Source organism: Streptomyces filipinensis (assembly GCF_014649495.1).
In the GTDB taxonomy this organism is placed as follows: domain Bacteria; phylum Actinomycetota; class Actinomycetes; order Streptomycetales; family Streptomycetaceae; genus Streptomyces; species Streptomyces filipinensis.
Genome location: NZ_BMTD01000016.1, coordinates 111,071 through 127,581, shown reverse-complemented (window position 1 = coordinate 127,581; position 16,511 = coordinate 111,071). Strand labels below are relative to the sequence as shown.

Here is a 16,511-nt window from a genome sequence, read left to right as displayed (position 1 = left end):
GGTCCGCGGACGGCCTCAGCCGCCCGCCAGCCAGGGCCGTACCTGTTTGCGGGCCTCGTGCAGGCGGGACTTGAGGGTGCCGAGCGGGATGCCGACGCGCTCGGCGACCTCGGCGTAGTCCAGCTGGCAGATGTCCCGGTACACCAGCGGCGCGACCAGGTGCGGATGCGTCCGCTCCAGCCGGTCCAGCGCCTCCAGCAGGTCCACCCGGGAGCCGGCGATGACGCTGGTGGTCCGCGGGTCGACGGCGTACGAGGGCTCGATCGCGGCCGGCTGCTCGGCGGCGCGCCGCTTCAGCTCGCGGTACTTCTGGCGGCAGCAGTTGGCGACCACGGTGTACAGCCAGGTGCTGAAGCGGCTGCGGCCCTCGAAGCGGGAGAGGTACCGGGCCACCTGGAGCAGCACGTCCTGCGCGGCCTCCTCGGCGTCCTCCCGGCACGGCAGGAAGCGCCCGCAGCGGCGCAGGACCTCCGGCCGGATCTCGGTGAGCAGCCGGTCCAGGGCCGCACTGTCGCCGGCGGCGGCCCGCCGGGCGAGGTCTTCCACAGGCACCTGGTCCGGCACGGACGGGCCCTCCTCCAAGTCGATCTCAGGCCAGGCATGATAGTCGTATGCACTCCCTGGAGCGGATCGGCCGCTACCGCCTCGAACGGCCGCTGGGCACCGGCGCCTTCGCCACGGTGTGGCTCGCCCACGACGACGAGCTTCAGGCGCCGGTCGCGGTGAAGGTCCTCGCCGAGAACTGGGCCCACCGGCTCGACATCAGGGACCGCTTCCTGTCCGAGGCGCGGCTGCTGCGCCGGGCCGGCTCCAGCCGCGTGGTCCAGGTCTACGACATCGGTGAACTCCCAGACGGCCGGCCGTACTTCGTGATGGAGTACGCCGCCGGCGGCACGCTCGCCGACCTGCTGACGGGCGGCCCGCTCCCGGTGGGCCACGGGCTCGCGCTGACGGCGGAGGCCGCCCGGGCCGCCGCCGCGCTGCACGAGGCGGGCATCGTGCACCGCGACATCAAGCCGACGAACGTGCTGCTGCACACCGCCCCGGACGGCACCCGGCGGGTGCTGCTGGCCGACCTGGGACTCGCCAAGAGCCTCGCACAGGCCTCCGTGCTCACGCTGGCCGCGGGCTCGGCGGGCTACCAGCCGCCGGAGCAGGCCGAGCCCGGCGAGGGCATAGACGAGCGTGCCGACGTCTACAGCCTGGGCGCGGTCGGCTACGAGCTGGTCACCGGGAGCGTTCCGGGGCCGCCGGGGCGGGTCGTCCCGCCCCGGCGGCTGCGGCCGGACCTCGGAGAGGACGTGGCGCGGGCGCTGCTGCGTGCCCTGGAGCCGGACCGGGCGCGGCGCTGGCCGAGCGCGCAGGCGTTCGCGCACGAGCTGGACCGGCTGGCGGCGGCCGCGCCGGCCCTCCGGGCGGCCCGGCGGCTGGACGGCGTCCGCGGCCGGCTGAACACGGTGACGCTGTCCATCGCCGCGGTGCTCACCGCGGCGGCGGCCGCGGCCGCGGTGACCGTGCTGATCCACCGCGGCGGCTCCTCGGACGCGGTGCGGGTCACGGACGCGACCGGACGGGTGGTCGCCGAGGTCCCGGCGGGCTGGAGCCGCGAGCTGCGCGATTCCGGCTGGAACCCGGGCGCGCTGGGGCTCGGCACGGGGCATGAACCCGGGCTGGTGGTCGCCGACGACCTGAACCGGTGGCCCGATCTGGGGGAGCCGGTGAACGGCGTGTTCGTCGGGATGAGCGAGCACGGCGACGTGACCGCGAAGGTGAAGGCCCTCGCCCACGCCGGCTGCCGGTACTCCGGCAGCCGCACCTTCGCCGACGGGGACTGGCGCGGCCTGGTGCGGGCCTGGAGCGGCTGCCCGGACGGCGGCTCGGTCACGGAGTCCGCGCTGCGCCCGGCGGGCGGCGCCGCCCAGCCCCAGGTGTACGTGCAGGTGCGTGAGCGGGGCGACAAGGACGCGACCGACGCGGTACTCCGTTCGCTGAGCGTGACCTGACGCGCGGCTGGCGGCGGTCGCTGCGGGGAAGAGATCCCTGCGTGCCGAACTTTTCCGGCGTTCGGCGCATCGGAGTGTGCGGGACGGCGCACTCGGCGCCGTCAGGCACGCGATCCGTCGCGTGCCGTGACCATCCAGGAGTGTTGAGCGACATGGTGTACACCTCCCGGTCCGCCCGGCACGGGGCCCTGCTCGTGGGCACGGTCGCCGTGCTGGGCCTCCTGACCGCCTGCGGCAACGGCCAGGACGTCCATGGCAACCCACCGATCACGGCCTCCGGTACGGCCGCCCCGGCGACCGGCGACTCCAAGAGCCCGGCGTCCCCGCCGTCCGCCCCGGCCGCCACGCCCTCCGACTCCGCCTCGGCCTCCGCCCCGAGGACGACCGGCTCGGCGGGCGGCGGCGGTACGACGGCCACGGCCGCGGCGAGCACCCGCTGCCACACCTCCGAGCTGCGCGCCGCCGTCGGCCGCAACGACCCGGGCGCCGGCCAGGAGAACTTCCCGGTCGTCCTCACCAACAGGTCCGGCCGCACCTGCACCCTGCACGGCTATCCGGGCGCCGCGTTCGTGAACGCCTCCGGCACGCAGATCGGCCCGGACCCCAGGCGCGAGCCGGGCTCCCCGACCACGATCACCCTCAGGCCCGGGCAGAGCGCCTGGGCCGGGCTGACCTTCTCCAACCCCGGTATCAGCGGCGCCAGGACGGCCACCCCGGCCGCGCTGCTGATCACGCCGCCGGACGAGCGTGACGCGCTGAAGGCCGCGTGGACGGACGGGGCGGTGCCCGTCTCCGGCTCCTCCTCGTCGGTCTTCCTGTCGGTGCTCAGCCCCGGCACCGCTCCCTGACCCGCACCGACACCCCCGGGACGAACCCCGCTGCCCACCCCCGGCAGCGGGGTTCGTCATGAGCGCGCCACAACTGTCACAGGACGGCAACAGGCGCCGCGGGCCGCGATCTTTCCGCAGAGCCCCGTCATCGAACCCCTCGACCCACAACGGCGAGCAGGCCCCATGGGCCATGACGAGGAAATCGGGGAGAAGATGAGCGGGATCTCACGCAGGCAGGTGCTGACGGCGGGCGCGGCGGCGGGCGCCCTGGGCACGCTGGCCGCGTGCTCCTCCGGCACCGGCCTCTCGGTCGACGGCTCCGACCCGGCGGACGGCAGGGGCACCGCCCAGGCCCGGCCGGCTAAGCCGATCGGGGACGGCTCCACCGCCGACACCGGCGCCCAGCCGCACCAGCCGAAGCCCGAGCGGCTGAAGCCGGGCCAGAAGCCGCCGCAGTTCGTGGTGTTCTCCTGGGACGGCGCGGGCGAGCTGAGCAACAACCTGTTCTCCCGGTTCCGCAAGGTGGCCACCGACCACGGCGCCAAGATGACGTTCTTCCTCAGCGGCATCTACACGCTGCCCGAGTCCAAGAAGCACCTGTACCGCCCTCCGCAGCACCCGGTCGGCGCCTCCGCCATCGGCTACCTCGCCGACCGGCACATCCACGCCACCCTCCAGCAGGTCCGCGCGGCCTGGCTGGACGGCCACGAGATCGGCACCCACTTCAACGGGCACTTCTGCGGCACGAGCGGCGTGCGCAACTGGTCGCCGGCCGAATGGCGCAGCGAGATAGACCAAGCGGTCGACTTCGTGACCAAGTGGAGGACCAACACCGGCTTCACCGACCTGGAACCGCTGCCCTTCGACTACCGCAAGGAACTGGTCGGCGGCCGCACCCCGTGCCTGGAGGGACAGTCCAGCCTGCTGCCCACGGCCGCGGCCCTCGGCTGGAAGTACGACGCCAGCTCCCCCGGCGGACTCCAGATCTGGCCGGGCAAGGTGCAGGGCGGGAAGATCTGGGACTTCCCGCTGCAGTCCATACCCTTCCCCGGGCACAACTTCCAGGTGCTCTCGATGGACTACAACATGATGTTCAACCAGTCCGGCGGCAACCCGAACGGCGACCGCGCCCAGTACGACGCCTGGCGCGCCCAGGCCCGCGACGCCTATGTCGCCGGTTTCCAGCGGGCCTGCACGACGAACCGCGCCCCCTTCTTCATCGGCAACCACTTCGAGCGCTGGAACGGCGGCATCTACATGGACGCCGTCGAGGAGGCGATCGGGAAGATGGCCGCGCACGGCGACGACGTGCGCTTCGTGTCCTTCAAGCAGCTCGTGGCATGGCTGGAGGCGCAGGACCCGGCGGTGCTGCGCAAGCTGCGCACACTGGTGCCCGGGCAGGCTCCGGCGGGCGGCTGGGCGGAGTTCCTGGGGCCGGTGGGCAGCACGTCCTCGTAGCTCGTTCGGCATCGTCTGTTCTCCTGGGCGGGCACCTCGTGATCGCCTCCGGAAGGACCCGCCCTGCTCGCCGAAGCGCTGTCCGGCGTGCTGCTCCTGGCCGTCCTCGCCTGGGCCGTCGTACGGCCCTTCGGGTGGCCGGAGGCGGTCATGGCCGTACCCGCCGGCTCCCGCCGCCACCGCCGCACCACCCTGAGTCAGCGGTGGTGGTGCCCGCCGCCGTAACCCCCGTGGCCCCCACCGCAGTAGTAGGGGTACGGGTACGCGGAGCAGGGATCCACCGTGGCGGACGGCGTGGGCGACGAGGGGGAACCGGTCGCCGTGGCGCTCGGGCTCGGAGGCGCTGAGGTGGCCCCGGAGGTCTTGGGCGTGGGTGTCGCCCGGGGAACGGACCGGTGCGAGGTGGCGGCGGGCGACGGGCTGCTCTCACTGTCCCAGTTGACGTTCTGCATCTGCAGATCCGGCTTGGCGGTGTCGACGACCCAGCGCTGGGCGGTGCCGGCGGCACGGGTCTTGAGGACCAGGGCGCCGGAGCCGTCGGTGGCGGCGGGGGTGAGGGCCAGGTCCTGGTTCCAGCGGGGGATCAGGGCGCCCTGGAGGGTGAAGTCGTAGCGGATGTTCCGGCCGGCGGCGCCGGTGGCCGCGCAGGGGGCGAGGCGGACCGAGTAGCCGAGGTGGGAGTCCAGGCACAGATCGGGAGCCGCGGAGCTGCGCAGCCGTCCGTCGGTCTCGTACGTCCACTGCTGGCTCGCTGTCCCGGAGCAGGTGGCGAGCTCGGCCTCGGCGCCCTTGACGGCCTTCTTCCCCACGACGCCGACGCACAGGCCGGAGGCGAGGTTGCGCAGCCGGCCGTGCAGGGCGCCCTGACCGGCCGCGTGGGCCCCGGTCCAGGACACGCCGGGACTGGCGGTGTGCCTGCCCGGCGTCTTGGAGGCGGCGCCCTCGCCAGCCGGTGCCGGGCCGTCGCCGGAACCGAGCACCGACCACAGCACCAGGGGAAGCACGACCAGACCGCTCACGGTGCCGACGGCCACGGCCAGATTGCGGCGCCGGGCACGGCGCACCCGGGCCGCTCGCTGCGCCGAACGCCCGGAGACGACGCCCTTCCCGGCCCCGGCCGACGCTTCTGCACGGTCACCGGACCCGCGACGCCGCAGGCCCTCGACGCCGAGGCGCACCCGCTCACCCGCCCCACCCGCCGCCTCAGCGGACCCACGCCGACGGGACCCGGCAGAGACGTCCCGCCGCGGGGGCTCTCCCGGACCACCCCGGCGCGGCGGCTCCGCAAAGCCGTCCCAGTCCCCGTCCTGCGACGCGGCGGAACCCGCTCCGCCAGTCCCCTCGGCTGAACCACCCGGGCCCGCCGACTCCGACGTACCGCCACGGCGCATGAACCCGGCGACGGCCTCCCAGCCCGCTGCCTCGGCGGAAACGGAGGAGCCGGGAGAAGCGTCCCGACGCGGGGACTCCCCTGGACCACCTCCGCGCGAGGGCTCCGCAAAGCCGTCCCAGACCCCGGCCCCGGCGGGACCGGCCCCGCCCGGCGACTCGGCGGAGCCGGTCCCCTCGGGCGGGGTGGGGGGCCAGAAGGCCTCTCCCGGTGGGGGTGCGACCGTCGACGGCGGTGGGGCCGGTTCGGTCGGGGTCTCGGGGCGGTCGGCCCGGGACTCCAGGTAGGCGTCGGCGCCCCAGCCGAGGACCGCCTCGGCGAGGGCGAGCCCGAGTCCGGAGTTGAACGCGGCGAGTTGGTCGGCGGTCCGGCGGCAGTGGCCGCACCGCCCCAGGTGCTCGCGAAGATCCGGGTCGATGTCGACGCCGCCGCGCCGGAACGTCACGTCGAGCATGCGCAGATACCGCTGGCAGTCGTCCTCGGCAGCGAGTTCACGGTGGACCTGGAGACACTCCTCGCGCAGTCGTTCCCGGGCCCGGCGCAGTTCGACGCGGGCGTCCTCCTCGTCCAGGCCGAGCAGGGCCGCGGGGACGGCGAGCGGTTCGGACTCGACCTCCGTGTGCCACAGCACCGCCCGGGAGATCTGGGGTACCCGCTGGAACGCGCGGGACAGCTGCCGCCGGCCGGGCGGCGGCAGCAGCCGGGCGGCGGCACGCTCACCCGCGGCACCGGACCGCAGTGCCGGGTGGAGGAGTTCCTGACGGCCGTCGGCGTCCCACTCGGCGGCGATCCTGCGGACGGCGACCAGCACGTGGGGCCGCCAGGCGGCGGTCGGGCCCACCTGCCGGAGCGACTCCCCGAACAGCCGGGTGAAGGCGGCGGTGGTGAGCATGCCGGCGGCACGCGTCCCGTCCGTGCACAACCGGGCGTAGGCGAACGCCGCTTCCCAGTGCCGGTCGAGGAGTTCACCGACGGGATGGAGCGCGGGCGTCCCTCCCGTCCACTTCTTCAGCTCGGCACTCAGTTGCTCGTCCGACAGGCCGGCCTCATTCACGACTGCATTCCTCCCAGACGTGATACGGAAATTAGTCCATACCAATCGGTATGGGAAGGCGGTGGGCTGCTCGAACGTGCACCTGAGGCGGCTCTTTTGAAGCGTGGGGGGTGTACGGGGAGCGACCTGGCGCTTACCGCGGAATTGCGATGTACCTGCGCGCCGACGGTGCACACTTTTACACAGTCGCACAGGCACGAACAAGGGATCTTACGACTATCGACAATAATTCGAGAGCCGTTCCTTATTGACGCGCGGTCAAATGAATCCCTTTTCCCGTCCTTACCGCCGTTCGTGCCGCAGCGCCGGTACGGCCGGCACGGCGTACAGCCCGTCGGACACGGCGTACGGGGCGAGACGGCGCCCTGCCTCGGCAGCCCGGCTCCGCCCAGGGTGAAGGTGAACAGCCAACTGTCGGAGCCCTGGGGACGGTTGACGCCGGTCCCGGTGGACCTGGGTCCCGGGGACGTCCTGTTCGTACTACCGGACACTCACGATGTCAGGTGAACGGGCTGGTCCGTGCGGCACGGAGTTCACGCCGCACGGACCGCACTGAGTACCTCGCGGCGCCTCTCAGTGGCCGCTGATCGCCCTGGGGGTGTAGGGCCGTTCCAGTTCCTCGGTCTCCTTCTCGGTCAGCTCCAGCTCCACGGCCCCCACCGCGTCCTCGATGTGCTGGGGCCTGGCGGCGCCGACGATCGGGGCGGCCACCGTGTCCTGGTGCAGCAGCCAGGCGAGAGCCACCCGGGCGCGCGGCACGCCCCGGTCGTCCGCTATGCGGGTGACCGCCTCCACGATCGAGCGGTCGCTCTCCAGGTACAGCCGGCTGCCGAAGTTGTCGTTCGCGCTGCGCTCGGTGACCGTGCCCCAGTCGCGGGTGAGCCGGCCGCGGGCGAGCGGGCTCCACGGCAGCACGCCGACGCCCTGGTCCGCGCAGAGCGGCAGCATCTCCCGCTCCTCCTCGCGGTAGAGCAGGTTGTAGTGGTTCTGCATGGACACGAACTTCGTCCAGCCGTGCCGTTCGGCGGTGTACTGCAGCTTGGCGAACTCCCAGGCGTACATCGAACTCGCCCCGATGTAGCGGACCTTGCCCGCCCTGACCAGGTCGTGCAGCGCCTCCATCGTCTCCTCGACGGGGGTGGCGTGGTCGTAGCGGTGGATCTGGTAGAGATCGACGTAGTCGGTGCCGAGGCGGCGCAGGCTGTGGTCGATCTCGGCCATGATGGCCTTGCGGGACAGTCCGGCCCCGTTGGGGCCCGGCCGCATCCGGCCGTTCACCTTGGTGGCCAGCACGATCTCGTCGCGGTGGGCGAAGTCGCGCAGGGCCTTGCCGACGATCTCCTCGCTGGTGCCGTCCGAGTAGATGTTGGCGGTGTCGAAGAAGTTGACGCCCGCCTCCAGCGCCTGCCGGATGAGCGGGCGGGAGGCCTCCTCGTCGAGGGTCCACTCGTGGACGCCGCGGTCGGGCAGGCCGTAGGTCATGCAGCCCAGACAGATCCGCGACACGTCCAGGCCCGTCGAACCGAGCTTCACGTACTGCATCGTTGCTGCTCCTGCCTTCGGGACGATGGTCACCGACGAGCGTACGGCGCGGCCCGGCCCCGGCTTGACGACCGAAGCGCGCGGACGATTGGATCATGGCCGGTACCGCGCCGCCCGGCGTGGGCAGGACGGAGCGGACGTGGCCCCCACGGGTGTGGTGCGCACCGCTGGCTCCCGGCGCATTGCGGATTCCCGGCGGGCCGCGGGCTCCCGGCGGGCCGCGGGCGCCTCGGCCGTGGTCCTGACCGTCACCCTGGCGGTGCTGGCCGGCTGCGGTTCCGGCGCTTCTGACGGGGCCGGCGGTTCCGGTGACAGGGGCGCGCCTTCCCAGCGTGCCGTGGTGCGGCTGCCCCCGCGGGGTGCGGAGTTCGACTACCAGATCGGCGGCGCCTATCCCCCGCCGAAGGGCGTGCGGATCGTCAGCCGGGACCGCTCCGACTCCCCCGCGCCCGGCCTGTACAACATCTGCTACGTCAACGCCTTCCAGGCCCAGCCCGACGAGCGCTCCTCCTGGCCGGCCGACCTGCTGCTGCGCGACCGGCACGGCAGGGCCGTCATCGACGAGGACTGGAACGAGGTGCTGCTCGACCTCCGCACCGCGGCCAAGCGGGAGCGGGTGGCGCGGCGCGTGGACCGGTGGATCGACGGCTGCGCGAAGAAGGGCTACGACGCCGTCGAGCCGGACAACTACGACAGCTACACCCGCTCCCGCCACCTGCTCACCGCGGCCGACGCGACCGCCTTCATGACCCTGCTGTCCCGGCACGCGCACTCCCGGCGCCTGGCCGTCGCGCAGAAGAACACCGCCGAGCTGGCCGGGGTACGCGGGCGCGCCGGGCTGGACTTCGCGGTGGCGGAGGAGTGCGGGCAGTACGACGAGTGCGGGGTGTACGCGAAGGCGTTCGACGACCGGGTCGTGGACGTCGAGTACACCGACTCCGGTCTGCGCGCGGCACTCGCCCGCTGGGGTGGCCGGCTGAGCATCGTGCGCCGGGACCGGGACGTGTCCACGCCGGGGAGCAAGGGGTACGTCCGGCGCTCGGCCGGGGGCGGCGTGCGCCGGCCGTGAGTGCCCGGTGCTTCCCGCGGGGCGCCGCGTTGGTACCCCCAGGTGACCGTGCGGCGTGGGAGCCGGGGATCGTCGTACCGTCGGCTCATCCTCGGCCCAGACGACCGGCATCCGGCCGGTCTCGGCTGCCGGGAGGAAACACGGTGCCGACTCGTCCCACCACCCTGAGAACCCTGGCCGGAGCGGCCCTGCTGCCCCTGGCTCTCGTCACCCCGGCCTGGGGGCGGCCCGCCCCCGCACCGGCGCCGGCGCCCGAGAGTCCGGCCACGCTGTGCGCCGCCGCCGGCACCCTGCGCGGCGCGCACGGTGAGCAGGCGCAGATCAGCCTGTGCGCGGACACCGGCTCCCCGCGCCTGACCATCTCGGCCCCGGCCAGCTGCCGGCGCGCCGGGGTCCGGGTGCGCTACGCCTGCCGCAGCGAGGGCACCTGGACGGTCCGCCACGCCGGCAAGACGCTCGACACCGGCACGCTGCCCGGCTCGCGCCTCTACCCGGGTCCGGGCACCTACGACATCACCGCCACCGTACGGGTGCGGTCGACGCCCTCCGGTGTCGACCTCAAGGGCACGGTGCAGACCACGCTCTCGCTGACCACGCCCAAGGCGAAGGCCACGCACTCCGTCACCGCCGACCGGGCCACGCTGCGCCGCAACGCCACGACGACGCTGACCTTCACCGTCCGCCGGGACAGCGACCAGGGCGACGGCAACGCCCGGCTGGGGCTGATCGGCGAGGAGGGCACCGGCGTGCGGATCGCCACGGCCGACCGGCGCTGTGTCAACCCGCTGGTCGGCCGGTACCCGGCGCAGACCCGGCTGGCGCACTCCCTGGACTGCTCGCTGACCGAACTGCAGCCCGGCCACCCGGAGAAGGTGACGGTCCGCGTCACCGTCGGGGCGAAGTGCTCCACGGTGGTGTCGAAGCTCGGCTACTGGCTGCCGCAGGGCCAGGCCCTGGAGACCGGGGGCATGCTGGCGGGACCGCTGCTGACCTGCCGTTAGCGGGGCGGGAGCAGGTCCAGGGCCCGCTCCCAGGCGAAGTCCGCCCGGCCGCCGTCCGGCCGGGGCGCGCCGTCGTACGCGTCGCCGAAGCGGACGCCCATCCCGCGCAGCCGCCGCAGGCTGTCCTGGTAGGCGGGGTGGGCGGCCAGCGCGTCGGCGACGCAGGGCAGGACGGCGATCGGTATGCCCAGGCCGGCGGCCTCGTTCAGGGTGCCGAGCGCGAGCGTGTCGGCGATGCCGGCCGCCCACTTGTTGACGGTGTTGAAGGTGGCGGGTGCCACCACGACGGCGTCCGGCGGCGGGAAGGGGCGGGGGTCGGCCGGTGAACGCCAGGCGGATCTGACCGGGCGGCCCGTCTGTGCCTGCACGGCCCCGCTGTCGAAGAAGCCGCCCATCGCGACCGGGGTGGCGATGACCCCGACCTCCCAGCCCCGTTCCTGGGCGGAGGTGATCAGCTCGCTGACGCCGGCGGCGATGCCGGCCGCGCACACGACGACGTAGAGGAAGGGCTTGTCGGCCTGTTCGGTCATCCGGGCACCCTACTGAAGCGGGAAGGACACGCCTCGCTCGGCGTCGGGGCGGGGTCCGTGGATGCGGCGCCGGCCCTCCTCGATGCGTACGTCGTTGATGCTCGCCTCCCGCCTGGTCATCAGGCCGTGCTCGTCGAACTCCCACAGTTCGTTGCCGTAGGAGCGCCACCACTGGCCGTCGGCGTCGTGGGACTCGTACTGGAAGCGGACGGCGATGCGGTTGCCGTCGAAGGCCCACAGGTCCTTGCGCAGCGCGTAGTCGAGCTCGCGCTGCCACTTGGCGGTGAGGAACGCGACGATCTCGGCGCGGCCGGTGACGAAGGTGTCGCGGTTGCGCCAGACGGAGTCCTCGGAGTAGGCGAGCGCCACCTTGCGCGGATCGCGGGTGTTCCAGGCGTCCTCGGCGGCCTGGACCTTCTGCGCGGCGGTCTCGCGGGTGAACGGCGGCAGGGGCGGGCGGTCGGCCATGGTCTCCTCCTGGGTTCGGACAACATCGGAGAACGAGCGTTCTCCGGATGGCTGCTACCGTAGGAGAACGCTCGTTCTCACGTCAAGGAACGCAGCGGCCCGTCGAGGAACCCCATGTCGCCGAGGAGTGATGGTGTCGCCGATGGACAGCGCGGTCGCCCGGGAGAGGGCGCTGGACGCCGCCGAGGAGCTGTTCTACGCCCGCGGGGTCCAGGCCGTGGGCATGGACGAGCTGCGCGGCGCGTCTGGCGTCTCCCTCAAGCGCCTCTACCAGCTCTTCCCGGCCAAGGAGCAGCTCGTCGCGGCCTACCTGGCACGGCGGGACGAGCGCTGGCGCGGGCGGCTCGCCGCGCACGTGGCACGGCAGCGGGAGCCGCGGGAGCGGATCCCGGCCGTGTTCGACTGGCTGGAGGGGTGGTTCGGCGAGGCGGGCTTCCGGGGGTGCGCCTGGATCAACGTCCACGGCGAACTGGGCGCCGCATCGGCCCTGGTGGCCGACCAGGTGCGCGCCCACAAGGAGGCGTTCCGGAGCTACCTCACCTCTCTCGTGGACGACGCCGGGCTGCCCGCCGCGCTGGCCGGGCCGCTGTTCCTGCTGGCCGAGGGAGCCATGGTGACGGCGGGCATCACCGGGAGCACCGAACCGGCGGCCGAGGCCCGCGAGGCGGCGCGGGCGCTGGTGACGGCCGCCGGCCGGGACGGACTCAGCCGGCCGTCTCCGGCACCGTGATGGCACCCACCGGGCAGGCGCGGGCCGCCTCCCGGACCATCGGGTCACCCGCGCCGTCCTCGCGTCCGGGCAGCAGGGTGCTGTAGCCGTCGTCGTCCTGGCTGAAGACGCCCGGCGCGGTCAGCGCGCACTGGCCGGCTCCGATACAGACGTCCTTGTCGATGTCGATGCGCATGAGCAGAGCCTCTTACCAGGTCACGGGGAGTTCCAGCATCCCCTGGATCGTGTCGCCGGGTTTGAAGCGGACGTCCTCGGCCGGGACGGCCAGCCGCAGCCCGGGCAGCCGGGTCAGCAGGCCGCCCAGGGCGATCTCCAGTTCCGCCCGCGCCAGGTTCTGGCCCAGGCACTGGTGGATCCCGAAGCCGAACGCCACGTGGTGGCGGGCGGGGCGATGGAAGTCCAGGGTGTCGGGGTCCTCGTACTGGGACGGGTCACGGTTGATCACCGAGGTCGAGAAAAGCACACCCTCGCCGGCCCGGATGGTGGCACCGGCGACCTCGACGTCCTCCAGCGCCACTCGGAACAGCCCGTCCGCGATGGACAGCATCCGCATCAGCTCCTCCACCGCGGCGGGCAGCAGCGCCGGGTCGGCGCGCAGCTCGGCCAGCCGCGCGGGGTGCCGGAGCAGGGTGTAGGTGCCGAGGGAGATCATGTTGGCGGTCGTCTCGTGGCCCGCGACCAGCAGGATGAGGGCCAGCGAGACGAGTTCGTCGCGGCTGAGGGCGCCCTCGCGCAGCCGGCCGTGGACGATGTCGTCGAGGACGCCCTCGCCGGGTTCGGACTGCTTCGCCTTGTCGTCGATCAGTCGTCCCAGGTAGTTCTCCAGGCGGGCGCGGGCGTCCAGGGTGTCGGCCGCCGCGGGGCCGCGCAGCAGCCGGCGGGACTGCTCCTCGAAGAACTCGTGGTCGGCGTACGGCACTCCGAGCAGGCGGCAGATCACCATCGAGGGCACGGGCAGCGCGAAGGCGGAGACCAGCTCGGCGGGCGGCCCCTGGGCGATCATCGCGTCCAGCAGCCCGTCCACGGTCCGCTGGATCCAGGGCCGCAGCTCGGCCGCGCGTTTGAGGGTGAACGACGGGATCATCATCCGGCGCTGCCGCTGGTGTTCGGGATCGTCCACCCCGAGCAGGGCCACCCGGCGGTCGCGGACGCCCGCGAAACGCTCGGTGGGGACGGGGAAGTCGGGATGGCGGCGGTCGCTGGACAGGCGGGGGTCGGCGAGCAGGGCGCGGGCGGTGGCGTGTGCGGTGACGGCCCACACCTCGCGGCCGTCGAACAGGGTGACGCGGGACAGGTCGTGCCCGTCGCGCAGCGGGGCGTATCCGGTGGGCGGGTGGTAGGGGCAGGTGCGGTCCTGCGGGAAGGCGACGGGGTCGGCCGGGGTCGCCGGGCCGGTGATGTCCGTCAGTTCCGTCATGGAAAGACCTCGCAGACGAAGAAGTGCGTCGTGCCGATCTTCATTAGATGCCTCAGGCACCTATAGGTCGACGGCAAGTTCGGCCACTTCGGTGATGTCCGTGATCTGGCCGAAGAACAGCGACGGCAGGGGCGGAATCCGGCCGGGCCGGGTGGAGTGAGGTCGTCACCCCGCCGGCCCAACTGGTCCGCGGCGCGGATGAATCGTGGGGTCGCCGGTGTTGAATGCCCGTGGCAGACAGCTGTTGGACCGACGAAGGGGACGGATCCCATGCCTCTTGAGGGCGAGTACGAGCCCAGCCCGACGCGGTGGGTGCGTGAGCAGGTCGAGCTGTACGAGAGCTCGGGCGGGACGAAGGGCACGACGCTGATGGACACCGGGCTTCCCGTCGTCGTGCTGACCTCCCGGGGTGCGAAGAGCGGAAAGATCCGCAAGACGCCGCTGATGCGGGTGGAGCACGCGGGGACGTACGCGGTGGTCGCCTCGCAGGGCGGCGCGCCCAAGCACCCGGTCTGGTACTTCAACATCATGTCCGATCCGCATGTGGAGCTGCAGGACGGGCCGGTCAAGCGGGACATGAGGGCCCGTGAGGTCACCGGCGAGGAGAAGGCCCGGTGGTGGGAGCGGGCCGTCGCCGCGTACCCGCCGTACGCCGACTACCAGCAGAAGACCTCGCGTGAGATCCCCGTCTTCGTGCTGGAGGCCGCCGAGGAGAGCTGACCGCGGCGCGCCGGCGGATGCGGATTCGCGCCGGGCACCGGCCGGTTTCGGAAAAATCTGTGCCGCGCAGGTGTGAACACGCCCCGGGGCGGGCACTCGTGCGTCAGGCCCCGCCGCGCTCCCCCGTCGCGGCGGGGCTCTCCGCTGCCTCGTCCGACGGCCGGTCGGTCACGTCCAGGAAGATCTGGTCCGCCTCCGGGAACGTCGTGGCCAGGGACCGCTTGATGCGTACGGCGACCTCCTCGACCCGCTCGCTGTCCAGGCCCGGCACCAGGTCGATGCGCGCGGCCACCAGAGTGGAGTCCAGGCCCATCTTCATCGTGAACAGCGCCTCCACGCTGTCGATCTCCGGCTGCGCCCGCAGCAGCGCGCAGATACGGCCGCTCAGCTCCGGGTCGGCGGCCTCGCCGATGAGCTGGTCGCGGGCGTCGCGGCCCAGCCGGTAGGCGACGTACACCAGCAGGACACCGATCGCCAGCGAGGCGGACGCCTCCCAGGCGACCTGTCCGGTGACCATGTGCAGGGCCATCCCGGCGATGGCGAGCGTCACGCCCAGCACCGCCGTGCCGTCCTCGGCGACCACGGTGCGCAGCGCCGGATCGCTGAGTGCGCGGAGCCCGCCGCCCTGCCGGCGCACCTGGTGCAGGGCCCGGAGCAGCGAGACACCCTCGGCGACGAGGGCCACACCGAGCACGATCAGGCCCGCCACGTAGCCGCTGAACGTCTCGTCGGTGCCCTGGCTCAGCGCCTCGGCGCCCTGGAAGAAGGAGAAGCAGCCGCCCATGACGAAGATGCCGACGGCGGCGAGGAGGGACCAGAAGAAGCGTTCCTTGCCGTAGCCGAAGGGGTGGCGGGTGTCCGCGGGGCGGCGACTGCGGCGCAGCGCGGCCAGCAGGAACACCTCGTTGAGGCTGTCGGCGACGGAGTGCGCGGCCTCGGACAGCAGCGCGGGCGAGCCCGCGAGGACACCGCCCACGGCCTTGGCGACGGCGATCACCAGGTTGGCGGCGAGCGCCACGAGGACGGTGACCCTGGTGTGCCGGTCGGACGTGGCCTTCGCATCCCGGGCCCCGCGGCCCGGCTCGTCGTTCCGGACGGCGGCGGGCGCGGCGGCCCTGGCGTCGTCCTGCGCCGTCCGCACGGCCCGCTCCCGTTCCGAGGATGTCCCGCTCACCTGACGACGACTGCCCCCGAGCGGGCGGATCACACCGTGCGGGCGGCGGAAAACGGGGAATGCGGATGCGAGAAGCACCCGGCGGCGAGGAGGAGACATGGAGGACGGCGACGGCAACCGTGGCTACGGCCACAAGACGTTCAGCCGGTCCAGGAGCTACTTCACGGACCGGATCACCGCCGACGGCCGGGACGGCTGGCCGGTGCGGGCGGGCCGCTACCGGCTGGTGGTCTCCCGTGCCTGTCCGTGGGCCAGCCGGGCGGTGATCTCGCGGCGGCTGCTCGGACTGGAGGACGCGCTGCCGATGGCCGTCGCGGACCCGATCCAGGACGACCGCAGCTGGCGGTTCACCCTGGACCCGGGCGGCCGGGACCCGGTGCTCGGCATCAGGTTCCTGAGCGAGGCCTACGACCGGCGTGAAACCGGGTACCCCGGCGGGGTCAGCGTGCCCGCGGTCGTGGACGTGCCCAGCGGGAGGCTGGTCACCAACGACTACCAGCGGCTCACCCTGGACCTGGCCACCGAGTGGACGGCCCTGCACCGCTCCGGCGCGCCCGACCTCTACCCGGCCGGCCGGCGCGAGGAGATCGACCAGGTGATGGCCGAGGTGTACACGGACGTGAACAACGGTGTGTACCGGGCCGGGTTCGCCACCCACCAGAAGGAGTACGAGGAGGCGTGCGCGGGCGTCTTCCGGCGGCTGGAACTGCTCGCCGAGCGGCTGGCGGAACAGCGGTATCTGGTCGGCGACACCCTCACGGAAGCGGACATCCGGCTGTTCACCACGCTGGTCCGGTTCGACGCCGTCTACCACGGCCACTTCAAGTGCAACCTCTGGAAGCTCGCGGAGAACCCGGTGCTGTGGGCGTACGCCCGCGACCTGTTCCAGACACCGGGGTTCGGGGACACGGTCGACTTCGACCACATCAAGCGGCACTACTACCAGGTGCACACCGGTATCAACCCCACCGGCATCGTGCCCCTGGGACCGGACCTCGCCGGCTGGCTGAGTCCGCACCACCGCGAGAAGCTGGGCGGCCGGCCGTTCGGCGACGGCACACCGCCGGGACCGGTGCCCCCGGGCGAACAGGTGGCCCCCGCGGGACGACCCGGTTGAGGGCCGGG

The 16,511-nt window shown here is 73.1% G+C and carries 16 protein-coding genes and 1 pseudogene; 9 read left to right on the top strand and 8 right to left on the bottom strand.

Features of this window, described 5'->3' with window-relative positions:
• Window positions 1–15: 15 nt before the first annotated feature.
• Window positions 16–564, bottom strand: coding sequence for an RNA polymerase sigma factor (locus tag IE244_RS30440; protein ID WP_191876771.1), 549 nt, complete (start codon window positions 562–564; stop codon window positions 16–18).
• A 47-nt stretch (window positions 565–611) separates the two neighbouring features.
• Between IE244_RS30440 and IE244_RS30435 the strand changes: the two genes are divergently transcribed.
• The 3 genes from IE244_RS30435 (at window position 612) to IE244_RS30425 (ending at window position 4,291) form a co-directional block, all read left to right on the top strand.
• Entirely contained in the window at window positions 612–2,003 is a 1,392-nt protein-coding gene (locus tag IE244_RS30435; RefSeq protein WP_191876770.1) for a serine/threonine-protein kinase, read from the top strand.
• Between the two features lie 152 nt (window positions 2,004–2,155).
• A complete protein-coding gene (locus IE244_RS30430) occupies window positions 2,156–2,851 on the top strand; it encodes a DUF4232 domain-containing protein (protein ID WP_191876769.1) in 696 nt (231 codons plus the stop codon).
• A 195-nt stretch (window positions 2,852–3,046) separates the two neighbouring features.
• Complete coding sequence (locus IE244_RS30425; protein WP_191876768.1) at window positions 3,047–4,291, top strand: polysaccharide deacetylase family protein; 1,245 nt, start codon at window positions 3,047–3,049, stop codon at window positions 4,289–4,291.
• Between the two features lie 197 nt (window positions 4,292–4,488).
• Here IE244_RS30425 and IE244_RS30420 read toward each other — a convergent pair whose 3' ends face one another.
• Window positions 4,489–6,735, bottom strand: a complete 2,247-nt coding sequence (locus tag IE244_RS30420) for an RICIN domain-containing protein (RefSeq protein ID WP_229854421.1) — start codon at window positions 6,733–6,735, stop codon at window positions 4,489–4,491.
• A gap of 432 nt (window positions 6,736–7,167) precedes the next feature.
• On the opposite strand from IE244_RS30420, the pseudogene IE244_RS42365 reads away from it, so the two are divergent.
• Window positions 7,168–7,291: pseudogene (locus IE244_RS42365) on the top strand (phytanoyl-CoA dioxygenase family protein); the annotation flags it as partial.
• 17 nt (window positions 7,292–7,308) lie between these two features.
• Here the strand turns inward: IE244_RS42365 and IE244_RS30415 are convergent.
• A complete protein-coding gene (locus tag IE244_RS30415; protein WP_191876767.1) occupies window positions 7,309–8,277 on the bottom strand; it encodes an aldo/keto reductase in 969 nt (322 codons plus the stop codon).
• 235 nt (window positions 8,278–8,512) lie between these two features.
• On the opposite strand from IE244_RS30415, the gene IE244_RS30410 reads away from it, so the two are divergent.
• Both IE244_RS30410 and IE244_RS30405 read left to right on the top strand, forming a co-directional pair.
• On the top strand, window positions 8,513–9,346 hold the full coding sequence (locus IE244_RS30410) for an endo alpha-1,4 polygalactosaminidase (RefSeq protein WP_191876833.1): 834 nt from the start codon (window positions 8,513–8,515) through the stop codon (window positions 9,344–9,346).
• A 143-nt stretch (window positions 9,347–9,489) separates the two neighbouring features.
• On the top strand, window positions 9,490–10,347 hold the full coding sequence (locus IE244_RS30405) for a hypothetical protein (RefSeq protein WP_051927127.1): 858 nt from the start codon (window positions 9,490–9,492) through the stop codon (window positions 10,345–10,347).
• On the opposite strand, the gene IE244_RS30400 is transcribed toward IE244_RS30405, so the two are convergent.
• Window positions 10,344–10,877, bottom strand: coding sequence for a flavoprotein (locus IE244_RS30400; protein WP_191876766.1), 534 nt, complete (start codon window positions 10,875–10,877; stop codon window positions 10,344–10,346). The genes IE244_RS30405 and IE244_RS30400 overlap by 4 nt on opposite strands.
• Before the next feature lie 9 nt (window positions 10,878–10,886).
• Window positions 10,887–11,345, bottom strand: coding sequence for a nuclear transport factor 2 family protein (locus tag IE244_RS30395; RefSeq protein ID WP_191876765.1), 459 nt, complete (start codon window positions 11,343–11,345; stop codon window positions 10,887–10,889).
• A 142-nt stretch (window positions 11,346–11,487) separates the two neighbouring features.
• Here IE244_RS30395 and IE244_RS30390 point away from each other — a divergent pair, with 142 nt between their 5' ends.
• The gene (locus tag IE244_RS30390) at window positions 11,488–12,075 is read left to right on the top strand and encodes a TetR/AcrR family transcriptional regulator (protein WP_191876764.1); all 588 of its coding nucleotides are present in this window, start codon (window positions 11,488–11,490) and stop codon (window positions 12,073–12,075) included.
• On the opposite strand, the gene IE244_RS30385 is transcribed toward IE244_RS30390, so the two are convergent.
• On the bottom strand, window positions 12,050–12,250 hold the full coding sequence (locus tag IE244_RS30385; protein WP_191876763.1) for a ferredoxin: 201 nt from the start codon (window positions 12,248–12,250) through the stop codon (window positions 12,050–12,052). The two genes, IE244_RS30390 and IE244_RS30385, sit on opposite strands and share 26 nt — an antisense overlap.
• Window positions 12,251–12,262: 12 nt before the next feature.
• A complete protein-coding gene (locus IE244_RS30380) occupies window positions 12,263–13,492 on the bottom strand; it encodes a cytochrome P450 (RefSeq protein ID WP_191876762.1) in 1,230 nt (409 codons plus the stop codon).
• Window positions 13,493–13,762: 270 nt separating this feature from the next.
• Here IE244_RS30380 and IE244_RS30375 point away from each other — a divergent pair, with 270 nt between their 5' ends.
• On the top strand, window positions 13,763–14,212 hold the full coding sequence (locus tag IE244_RS30375) for a nitroreductase family deazaflavin-dependent oxidoreductase (RefSeq protein WP_191876761.1): 450 nt from the start codon (window positions 13,763–13,765) through the stop codon (window positions 14,210–14,212).
• 103 nt (window positions 14,213–14,315) lie between these two features.
• Here the strand turns inward: IE244_RS30375 and IE244_RS30370 are convergent, their stop codons facing one another.
• The gene (locus IE244_RS30370) at window positions 14,316–15,230 is read right to left on the bottom strand and encodes a cation diffusion facilitator family transporter (protein ID WP_229854434.1); all 915 of its coding nucleotides are present in this window, start codon (window positions 15,228–15,230) and stop codon (window positions 14,316–14,318) included.
• 253 nt (window positions 15,231–15,483) lie between these two features.
• Here IE244_RS30370 and IE244_RS30365 point away from each other — a divergent pair, with 253 nt between their 5' ends.
• Window positions 15,484–16,503: a glutathione S-transferase family protein gene (locus IE244_RS30365; protein ID WP_191876759.1), complete on the top strand. Its 1,020-nt coding sequence runs from the start codon at window positions 15,484–15,486 to the stop codon at window positions 16,501–16,503.
• Window positions 16,504–16,511 lie beyond the last annotated feature (8 nt).

Bases quoted from the DNA above. Each gene is read 5' to 3' on its own strand.
- IE244_RS30435 (WP_191876770.1), top strand. From the start codon at position 612: ATGCACTCCCTGGAGCGGATCGGCCGCTACCGCCTCGAACGGCCGCTG.
- IE244_RS30430 (WP_191876769.1), top strand. From the start codon at position 2,156: ATGGTGTACACCTCCCGGTCCGCCCGGCACGGGGCCCTGCTCGTGGGC.
- IE244_RS30425 (WP_191876768.1), top strand. From the start codon at position 3,047: ATGAGCGGGATCTCACGCAGGCAGGTGCTGACGGCGGGCGCGGCGGCG.
- IE244_RS30415 (WP_191876767.1), bottom strand. From the start codon at position 8,277: ATGCAGTACGTGAAGCTCGGTTCGACGGGCCTGGACGTGTCGCGGATC.
- IE244_RS30400 (WP_191876766.1), bottom strand. From the start codon at position 10,877: ATGACCGAACAGGCCGACAAGCCCTTCCTCTACGTCGTCGTGTGCGCG.
- IE244_RS30395 (WP_191876765.1), bottom strand. From the start codon at position 11,345: ATGGCCGACCGCCCGCCCCTGCCGCCGTTCACCCGCGAGACCGCCGCG.
- IE244_RS30390 (WP_191876764.1), top strand. From the start codon at position 11,488: ATGGACAGCGCGGTCGCCCGGGAGAGGGCGCTGGACGCCGCCGAGGAG.
- IE244_RS30385 (WP_191876763.1), bottom strand. From the start codon at position 12,250: ATGCGCATCGACATCGACAAGGACGTCTGTATCGGAGCCGGCCAGTGC.
- IE244_RS30380 (WP_191876762.1), bottom strand. From the start codon at position 13,492: ATGACGGAACTGACGGACATCACCGGCCCGGCGACCCCGGCCGACCCC.
- IE244_RS30375 (WP_191876761.1), top strand. From the start codon at position 13,763: ATGCCTCTTGAGGGCGAGTACGAGCCCAGCCCGACGCGGTGGGTGCGT.
- IE244_RS30365 (WP_191876759.1), top strand. From the start codon at position 15,484: ATGGAGGACGGCGACGGCAACCGTGGCTACGGCCACAAGACGTTCAGC.